At 64.8% G+C, this 8,928-nt stretch carries 7 protein-coding genes; 3 read left to right on the top strand and 4 right to left on the bottom strand.

Features of this window, described 5'->3' with window-relative positions:
• Window positions 1-42: 42 nt before the first annotated feature.
• A complete protein-coding gene (locus D7V88_RS35070) occupies window positions 43-1,173 on the bottom strand; it encodes a glycosyltransferase (RefSeq protein WP_120544956.1) in 1,131 nt (376 codons plus the stop codon).
• Window positions 1,174-1,237: 64 nt separating this feature from the next.
• Here D7V88_RS35070 and D7V88_RS35065 point away from each other — a divergent pair, with 64 nt between their 5' ends.
• Together D7V88_RS35065 and D7V88_RS42725 are read left to right on the top strand one after the other, a co-directional pair.
• On the top strand, window positions 1,238-2,329 hold the full coding sequence (locus D7V88_RS35065) for a glycosyltransferase family 4 protein (protein WP_120544955.1): 1,092 nt from the start codon (window positions 1,238-1,240) through the stop codon (window positions 2,327-2,329).
• Between the two features lie 19 nt (window positions 2,330-2,348).
• Window positions 2,349-3,272 carry a hypothetical protein gene (locus D7V88_RS42725; protein WP_147448987.1) on the top strand — a complete coding sequence of 308 codons (924 nt, stop codon included), beginning with the start codon at window positions 2,349-2,351 and terminating at the stop codon, window positions 3,270-3,272.
• A gap of 102 nt (window positions 3,273-3,374) precedes the next feature.
• Here the strand turns inward: D7V88_RS42725 and D7V88_RS35060 are convergent, their stop codons facing one another.
• Genes D7V88_RS35060 through D7V88_RS35050 form a run of 3 tightly spaced genes read right to left on the bottom strand, consistent with a single transcriptional unit; the run spans window position 3,375 to window position 5,655 of the window.
• The gene (locus tag D7V88_RS35060) at window positions 3,375-3,725 is read right to left on the bottom strand and encodes a DUF2019 domain-containing protein (protein ID WP_120544954.1); all 351 of its coding nucleotides are present in this window, start codon (window positions 3,723-3,725) and stop codon (window positions 3,375-3,377) included.
• Complete coding sequence (gene sitA5, locus D7V88_RS35055) at window positions 3,725-5,065, bottom strand: SitA5 family polymorphic toxin (protein WP_120544953.1); 1,341 nt, start codon at window positions 5,063-5,065, stop codon at window positions 3,725-3,727. Before sitA5 ends, D7V88_RS35060 begins: the two co-directional genes overlap by 1 nt.
• A 26-nt stretch (window positions 5,066-5,091) precedes the next feature.
• The gene (locus D7V88_RS35050) at window positions 5,092-5,655 is read right to left on the bottom strand and encodes a hypothetical protein (protein WP_147448986.1); all 564 of its coding nucleotides are present in this window, start codon (window positions 5,653-5,655) and stop codon (window positions 5,092-5,094) included.
• Between the two features lie 196 nt (window positions 5,656-5,851).
• Here D7V88_RS35050 and D7V88_RS35045 point away from each other — a divergent pair.
• Window positions 5,852-8,928: non-ribosomal peptide synthetase (locus tag D7V88_RS35045; RefSeq protein WP_120544951.1), on the top strand; the 3,077-nt coding region annotated here is incomplete at its 3' end.

The raw sequence follows: 8,928 nt of genomic DNA, 5'->3' as shown, positions 1-8,928 counted from the left end.
GGGCCGACCCTCGGGAATGTGGGGACGGGGCGGACAGCCCTGTCACACCGCTGGGGAGGACGGGGGCAGCGACAGGAGGGCGTCGACCTCGGCCTGGATGGCCTGCTGGAAGCGGGCGCGGCCGAAGCGCTCGGCCTGGGCGCGGGCGTCCTCGGGGCGGAAGGAGGCCTCCCAGGCGTCGAACTGGCGCACGGCGGCGGCGAGGGACGCGGGGGTCTGTTCCGGGAAGAAGAGGCCCGTCTTCGGGGTGACGGTCTCCAGGGCGCCGCCCTTGCCGAAGGCGATGACGGGGCGTCCGGTGGCCTGGGCTTCCAGGGGGGTGATGCCGAAGTCCTCCTCGGGGGTGAAGAGGAGCGCGCGCGCGTCGCGGTAGAGGGCGGGGAGCGCGGCGTCGGGGACGTTGCCGAGGAAGCGGATGTGTGGAGGCAGCGGGCCCGACGTGAGGCGCGAGGCCTCCTGGCCGGTGCCCACGATCCACAGGGGGGTGGACAGGGTGCGGAAGGCCTCCAGGGCGACGTCCAGGCGCTTGTAGGGGGCGAAGGCGCCGAGCCACAGGAAGTAGCCGCCCTGCCCTCCTCCGGCGAGGGGCATCTGGGTGAAGCGGTCGAGCTCGACGGGGGGCGGGACGACGGAGGCTTCGCGGCCCCAGAAGCGGCGGATCTTCCCGGCGATGTGCTGGCTGTTGGCGACGAGGCGGTCCACGCCGTCGGTGGAGGCGCGGTCCCAGGCCTGGAGGTAGGGGCGCACGGCGAGGGCGGCGGCGCGCACGGGGAGGCGGGCGCGGCCGGGGCCGAAGTAGTCGTCGAACAGGTCCCACATGTACCGCATGGGCGCGTGCACGTAGCTCAGGTGCGGCACGCCGGGAGGGGCGTGGATGCCCTTGGCGACGCAGTGGCTGGAGGACAGGACGAGGTCGTAATCGCCGGAGATGCGCAGGGCTTCGATGGCGCGGGGGAACAGCGGCAGGAAGTGGCGGTAGCGCGCGTGGATGCCGGGGATGTGCTGGAGGAACGACGTGGTGATGCGTCGGTTCTCGATGCGCGCGGGCTGGCTGCCCGGCTGGTGGATGAGGGTGTAGAGGTCCGCGTCGGGGTACAGCTCGCAGAGGGCGTCGAGGACGCGCTCTCCGCCGCGGTGGGTGACAAGCCAGTCGTGGACAAGGGCGACCTTCACGGGGCGCCTTCTAGCACTGTGTGGTAGGCCAGGGGACGTGCCCTCTGTCCTTCTTGACCTGCGAATGGTGCGCGGTCAGCTCCACGGCATCGCGCGCTACGCGTTGGAGCTGGCGCGAAGGTTGCCGGGGCTCGCCCCGGACCTGGAGTTCTCCGCCCTCGTCCCGGCCCAGGGGTTGCCGGACGGGCTGGGGGAGCTGACGCCGAGGATTCCGCTGCACCGCTCCCGCGCGGGGTATCTCACGCCGCTGGAGCAGCCGCTGCTGGCGTATGAGCTGGCGAAGCTCAAGCCGGACCTGTTCCACGCGACGTCGTTCTCGCTGCCGCTGCTGTGGCCGGGGCGGTTGGTGGCGACGTTGCATGACGCGAACCACCTGGCGCTGGCGGACCAGTACACACCGGTGCAGGCGATTTATTACAAGGCGGTGGTGGGGCCGCGTGCGCGCACGGCGTCGGCGCTGATTACGGTGTCTGACTTCTCCCGGGAGGAGCTGGGGAAGTATTTGAAGATGTCACCGTACCGGTTCCAGGTGATCCACAACGGTGTGGATTCCCGCTTCGAGCCGCCCACGGCCAGCGAGGCGAAGGCGTTCCGGGAACGGCATGAGCTGCCGGAGCGGTACGTGGCGGTGGTGGGCAACGCGAAGCCGTTCAAGAACCTGGCGATGCTGGGGAAGTTCGCGGCGGATCTGCCGGTGCCCCTAGTGCTGCTCGCGGGCAAGGGCGCGGTGGCTCACGAGACGGGGCTGCACGAGAACGTCATCGACCTGGAGGAGTTGCCCGAGTCGGAGATGGCGCTGTTCTACGGGGCGGCGGCGGTGCTGCTGTTGCCTTCGAAGTATGAGGGGTTTGGGCTGCCGGCCTTGGAGGCCATGGCGGCGGGGTGTCCGGTGATCGCTGCGGATGCGACTGCGCTGCCGGAGGTCGTGGGCAATGCGGCGATGCGGGTGCCACCCTACGACGCGAGGGATTGGCGCGAAGCTACGCTGCGAGTGCTTCGGGACGATGCCTTGCGTCGGGAGTTGATTGAACTGGGCCGCGCGCGGGCTGCGCGGTTCACCTGGGAAGACTGCGCGCTCCACACTCTGGGAGTATTCCGTCGCGTACTGGGAAACCTACCAAGAAACACATCAACAACCCAATCCCGAACACACTAAGAAAAACCCAACCAAACTCATGACTCTCAAAAAACCTATCAGGCCACCACCACGAGAACCACTACAACTTACACTTCTCGAGAACGGCATCGACTTCGTCAACACGGCAGTAAACCTACTCTATTCTGACGACACGCCGAACGACACCAATTACAAATACGCAGTACTACATATCTTTTCCGGAACGCTTCTCTTACTCAAGGAGCGGCTAAGGCTCGCCCATGCGTCCTTGATCTGGACCAATGTCGCCGAAATGGGCGACACTTCAAAAGCCACAGTAGACTTCTCAACATGCATAGAACGACTCACCAAGTGCGCAAGCATCAAATTCAACGATAGCCAACTCCGACTCCTAAGGCGCGCCCAACAAAAAAGAAATCAGCTAGAGCATTACTCAGTCGAGCTCAACCTCAACGAGGCAGAAAAACTTGTCGCTGAAATGGTTGAGTTTATCTTCTTCTTTCTTCGAGACGAGCTGAATGAGAATCTAGAAAACGATCTACCATTAAACGTATGGCAACGGGTTCAAGAGCTCCAGCAAATCGCCAAGCGGATACACAAGGAGCGAGAGCAAGATAAACTGAACGAGCTTGAAGCCGCGTATCAGCGCATCATCAAGCGCGCCTCACCGGCACGTGTCGCCTGGCTTAACCGCGCCCATCCCTACGAAATGTTGTCCTCAACCACATTGGAGGCACTCAACGAGTCCGATGCCCCATATGATATCCACGCGCCACCAAAACGGCGGTTTGAATGCATGGTGTGCGGTGGCTATGACAGCGTATCAGCCGTAGCTATTGACATTGCTATCTGCACCGTCCCCACATGCCGTACTCTATCGCCAATTCACCAGTGCGCAGTATGCGACTCCTTCGTGCTCGGGGATGACAACTGGTGCCAAAGCTGCACATCAGCTCTTGCCGATAGCATCGGCGAGGACTGACCTCTTTTTCCATTCAATCTCATCATGAAAATCGACGACCTTGGCTCTTAGATGGATTCCAGGTGAGATCTCGTAACGTAGATACAATTTCGCTGCCGGCATCTATTCCAGATCAAGAGCCCAGGCTCCTTCCGCCCACCGCTTCAACGCCTGCTCCGCCTTGAATGAAACCAGACCCTCGCCCCTAGCTGCTTGCTCCAAGACAGCTTTGGATTCGGCCGTCCGATGGCGGAGCAGGTGCGCGGCGGCCATGACGCGTACGTCCATGCGAGAGTGATTGAACAGCACCGCGAGTGCGTCTCGTCCAGCATTACCGTGAGCCCTGAGCTGGTCGAACGCGGCACCGTACTTCTTGGCGTGCTTGTTCCCGGTCTTGGCGTCTCCCCTCCAGATAGCATCGGTCTGCGCAGCCACGTTTTGAGCGAACTGTTCGACAAGTTCATCTAGCGTCATCACCAGAACCCCTTCGTTACTCTCTCAATAGCCAGCAGCCCGAACTCGCGCTGGGCCGCATAGGACTGAGTGCTCAACCACTGCCGCACAGTCAAAGTGGCAGAGCCAGTGACATCTCGCTGGATGGACGAAAAGAACGAACTCACCCGGGTGTGAACACCCTTGTCTAGCCGGATGATGTTCTCGGTATTGTGAACGGACTGAGCTCCGAACCGGTTCACGTTGCCGGGAGTCTGTTCGACGATGTGGTGCCACTCCTGTCCCTTGCCAGCTGGGCCCTGGGCCTTCTTGAATCCACTGAAGGATCCCCAGGCCTTGGAGAGAGTAGGGAGATTTTTGGCGGCAGTGCCGCTCGCCGCCATGGCCACCGCCCCCGGTGCGAGGGAGATGGTGACGGCCTCGGCGCTCACTACCACCGTTTCCACTCCCCCAATCGCCGCGAACTTGAACCCCATTTGAGACTCGGCCTGCACCGCCGCATGCGCGGCACCAGGGAGCGCCGGAACCTGCCTCGCCATGCCCGCCGCCGAATTGCCAATCACCGCCGTGGCCAACATGGCGAATGCACGCGCCGCGTTCCGGCCCATGACCTTGCCGTACCGCTCACCCTCCGTTCGGAGCTCATCAAACGTGGTGGCTCGGTCCGCTGCCTCCACCAATCGTTTGAAACCCACGATGAGGTTCCAGAAGGTATCCACTCCCACATAAGCCATGAGCGTGAGGGTCATCGCCGCAGCGATGCCCTTGGAGAACGGCTCGGGCACCGCGAGCAGGATCATGTACGTGGTCCAGGTCCACAGGACGGTCGTGAGCATGGCCTCGGGGTCGGCCATGTCCTTGAAGGCGTCCATCATCTCCTCCAGCACGACGCCTTGGGCCAGAGCCATGGACAAGGCGTAGCGCCCATCTCCCGTGACAGTGGGACCCTCCACGAGCAGGCGCAGGCAGTCGCCAGGTCTGGCGGTGCGCTCGCACCAGCGAAGGTATGCGCGCGTCAATTCCACATCCGCAGGGGGGAGTTCGCCCTCCAGGTGTTCACCGGGCCCCATGGGTGTGACACGACGGCTGTTTGGCTCGTACAGGTAGGAACCGCTGCGTGATTCCACTTCGAACAATCGTCGAGCGGTTTCCTGGGGGCGAGTCGAAGGCCGCACAAGGCGGGCCATGGCCTCAACAGCCTCCTCGAATTCGTCCGCGTTCAGTTCCACCGATTGGTGGCTGGCGCGCGGCGTGAACACAATGGGCGCGTCACGGCCGGTGTCCAGCCGCACCGATCTCGTGATGCTGCCGCATCCAGTCAGCGCAACGAGCAGAACGGGAATCAACCATCGAATCAGCATTCGGAGTCTTCCGGAGATGTCTTGAATCATGATTCTGATGACGAGTATTTCGGTGTATCGAACGTGCAAGTCAGCTTGCTTCCGTCCAGGTAGAGATAGACGAACTGTCCCTTCGCCTGGATGTTGTTCACCCGCTCAAAGGTCACAGTACCCTCCGCCGGACGCCCCGGTCGGAGATAGCCAGTTCTTGATTCATCCGACGTCCAGACCCTGCCTGACCATTCCATCACCACCGACTCGCCCTGGGGGCCCATTCCATAATTCCCCTTCGGCACCAGCTTCGTCGTGTCCGGCCTCTCGATCAGCGCCCCATCCTCCAGGCGGATGTCCACGCCGAAAGCCTCCACGTCGTCCTCAATGTCTTGTGTTTCATATTCCAGATGCACATGGACCTGATCCTTCCCACCCCTGTCGGATGCGATTCGCTCCAACCAAGCCCCATCTTTGAAGAGGGGCCACCGCACGCTCTTGCCCAGGTAATTCCCCCGACACTCTCCCTCGGCCTCGGCGTCGGGAAGCAAGTAGCAACCGGGGGCGAGCACGCTCCAGACACAGACCGCGAGCACCTTGCGTGAATGGGATGGGTTCATGCGCGCAGCATAGGCCAGGAAAATGGTGGGACTGGCGGAAGGTACACGGACAGTCCGGATGCCCAGCCTGCTCCCTGCCGGTCCGCGTCTGTAGCTGCCTGTCTTTGAGTTCACGACGACGGTGTCTCTGCTTCCGGAGGCACGTGGATCGTCGGTATCCTGCGCCCCGTTCGCGCCCCGTTGAAAGGAATCCCAGATGACGCCGGAGCCCCTCCTTCCCGACGCTTCCGTCACTTTCTGGCAGCAGCACCTCACGGGTGCCCCCGCCCTCCTGGAGCTGCCGACGGATCGGCCCCGGCCTCCCGCGCAGCGACTCCAGCGGGGAAGCCTTCCCTGGACGCTCTCCGCTTCGCTCACGGCGGCCCTGGAGGAGCTGGCCCTACGGGAGGCCGTGCCGCTCTTCGTGCCCCTGCTCGCGGGATACAGCGCGCTGCTCCACCGCTACTCCCGGCAAGATGATCTCGTCGTGGGCGCGTCGGTCGCGCGACCGGACGGCGGCATCCTCGCGCTGCGCCAGGAGCTCTCCAACAACCCCCGGTTCGTGGAGTTGATGGCGCGCATCCACGCGGTCCATCAAGCGGCGGAAACCCATCGCGCGCTTCCGTTCGAGAAGCTCGTGGGTGCGCTCCCGGTGACGCAGGGATTCAACCATGCGCCCGTGTTCCAGGTGATGTTCGTCTTCGCACCACGGGTAGATCAGCCGGCCGATACTCAGCGCGCTCGTTGCGATCTGGTCCTCTCCGTGTCGCGCTCGTCGGAGGGACTGAGCGCGACCTTCGAGTACGACACCGACCTCTTCGACTCCGAGCGCATCCAGCGCATGGCCTCCCACCTCCAGACCTTCCTGGAGGCCGCTGTCGCTCAGCCTTCGCGCCCCATCGCATCCCTCCCCCTGCTCCCCGACGCCGAGCGCCAGCGCGTCCTCCACGCATGGAATGACGCCACCGCCGACTTCCCCCGCGACGTCTGCGTCCACGAACGCTTCGCTCTCCAGGCCTCCCTCACCCCCGACGCACCCGCCGTCACCTACGGCAACCTCACCCTCTCCTATCGCCAGCTCGATGAGCGCTCCAACCAGCTAGCCTGGCACCTGCGCTCCCTCGGTGTCGGTCCCGAGGTCCTCGTTGGCCTCTGCGTCGAGCGCTCCGTGGACCTCATCGTCGGCATGCTCGCGGTCCTCAAGGCTGGCGGCGCCTACCTCCCCCTCGACTCCTCTCACCCCGCCGAGCGGCTGGCCTTCATGCTCCAGGATGCCCGCGTCGGCGTCCTGCTCGTCCACCAGCAGAAGCTTGAGCACCTACCGCCGTTCTCCGGTGCCACGGTCGTCCTCGACTCCAGTGCCACCTCCGAGGTGCTGAGCCAGCAGCCCACGCAGGGCCTGCCGCGCACCTCCGGGCCGGAGAACCTCGCCTACGTCATCTTCACCTCTGGCTCCACCGGCAGGCCCAAGGGCAGCGCCATCTTCCACCGGGGCATCCTCGCCCTCGCCTTCGACCCGCTGCTGCACCCCTTCGCTGCGTCCGACCGGGTGGCCCAGGCCTCCAACATCTCCTTCGACCCCAGCAGCTTTGAAATCTGGGGCGCATTGCTTCACGGCGCGCACCTCATCGGCATCACCGCCAACCCCGCCCATTCGCCCCACGAGTTCGCCGCACAGGTGCGCGACGGCAACGTCTCCACGATGTTCGTCACCACCGCGGTGCTGCACCTGCTCGCGCGGCAGGTCCCCGGAGCCTTCGCCGGATTGAAGACCCTCGTCTTCGGCGGTGAAGCCGCGGATCCGCTCGCCCTGCGCGAAGTCCTCCAGCACGGACCGCCCCAGCGCCTCGTCAACGGCTACGGCCCCACCGAGTGCACCGTCTTCTCTTCCTTCCACCTCGTCGACTCAGCGCCACCGTTGGGCATCCCCGTCTCCATCGGTGGCCCCCTGTCCAACGGTCCGCTCTACCTGCTCGACACGCACCTGCAGCCCGTCCCCATCGGTGTCCCGGGCGAGCTGTACGTCTCCGGTGAGCGCCTGGGGCGCGGCTACTTCAACCGCCCCGAGCTCACCGCCCGTATCTACCTGCCCAACCCCTTCTCCTCCGTCCCCGGCGCTCGCCTCTACAAGACCGGCGACCTCGCTCGCTTCCTCCCCGACGGTCGCATCGAGTACCTCGGTCGCGCCGACCAACAGGTGAAGATCCGCGGCTACCGCGTCGAGCTGGGTGAAATCGAAGAGGCCCTTCGCCTCCATCCCGCCATCAAGGACGCTTCCGTCATTGCCCGTGAGGCCGGGGGCGACCGTCGCCTCGCCGCCTACCTCGTTCCCCACGCCACGGTCCCCGATGTCTCCGAGCTGCGCGCCTGGCTTCGTGAGCGCCTTCCCGAGCACATGGTGCCCGCGTCATTCACGCCGCTCGCCGCACTTCCCCTCACCGTCAACGGCAAGGTCGACCGGCGCGCCCTCCCCGCCCCCGTGCCGGCACGCGGCGACGCCCTCTCCTACGTCCCGCCTCGCACACCCACCGAAGTCGCCCTCTGCCGCCTCTGGGCCTCACTCCTCGACGTCGAACGGGTCAGCCTCACCGACAACTTCTTCCACCTCGGTGGCCACTCCCTCCTCGCCACCCAGCTCGTCTCGCGCGTGAACGAGACGTTCCACCTGCGCCTTCCGATCCGGCGCATCTTCGAGGCGCCGACCCTCGTCGTCATGGCGGAGGCCATCGAGACCGCTCAGCGCACCGGCATCTCCGAAGAGGGCCCCCCGCTCGTTGCCTTCCCGCATGACGGCGATCAGCCGCTCTCGTTCGCGCAGGAGCGACTGCTGTTCGTGGAGCAGTTGCACCCCGGGAACGCCACGTATCGGATTCCCGTCTCCTACCGCATCACCTCGCCGCTCGACATTGATGTGCTGGAGCGCAGCCTCACCGAGCTGACCCGCCGCCACGAATCACTCCGCACCGTGTTCGCGGCCACCGAAACCAACTTCGTCACGCGCATCCAGCCCGTGCGCCCGTTCACGCTCCGGGTGGTGGATGCCCGCCACCTCCCTCCCTCCGAGCAGGCAGCGGAAGCGGCACGGTATGCGCGTGAGGAACTTGAGCAGCCCATGGAGCTGGCCTCGGGGCCTCTGTTCCAGGGCACCCTGCTTCGCTTCGGCGAACAGGATCACCTGCTGCTCCTGACCCTCCATCACATCGTCTCGGACGGCTGGTCCCTGGGCGTGCTGCTTCGCGAACTCCGGACGGTCTATGAGGACTTCTCCTCGGGGCGGCCCTCCTCCCTTCCCCC

Origin of the sequence: Corallococcus terminator, assembly GCF_003611635.1 — a bacterium.
GTDB classification, from domain to species: Bacteria; Myxococcota; Myxococcia; order Myxococcales; family Myxococcaceae; genus Corallococcus; species Corallococcus terminator.
Note: the sequence above shows the minus strand (reverse complement) of the source record. Positions and strands in the feature narration are given on the sequence as shown.

Coding starts and splice junctions, on each gene's coding strand:
- D7V88_RS35065 (WP_120544955.1), top strand. CDS start 1,238: ATGGTGCGCGGTCAGCTCCACGGCATCGCGCGCTACGCGTTGGAGCTG.
- D7V88_RS35060 (WP_120544954.1), bottom strand. CDS start 3,725: ATGACGCTAGATGAACTTGTCGAACAGTTCGCTCAAAACGTGGCTGCG.
- D7V88_RS42725 (WP_147448987.1), top strand. CDS start 2,349: ATGACTCTCAAAAAACCTATCAGGCCACCACCACGAGAACCACTACAA.
- sitA5 (WP_120544953.1), bottom strand. CDS start 5,065: ATGCTGATTCGATGGTTGATTCCCGTTCTGCTCGTTGCGCTGACTGGA.
- D7V88_RS35050 (WP_147448986.1), bottom strand. CDS start 5,655: ATGAACCCATCCCATTCACGCAAGGTGCTCGCGGTCTGTGTCTGGAGC.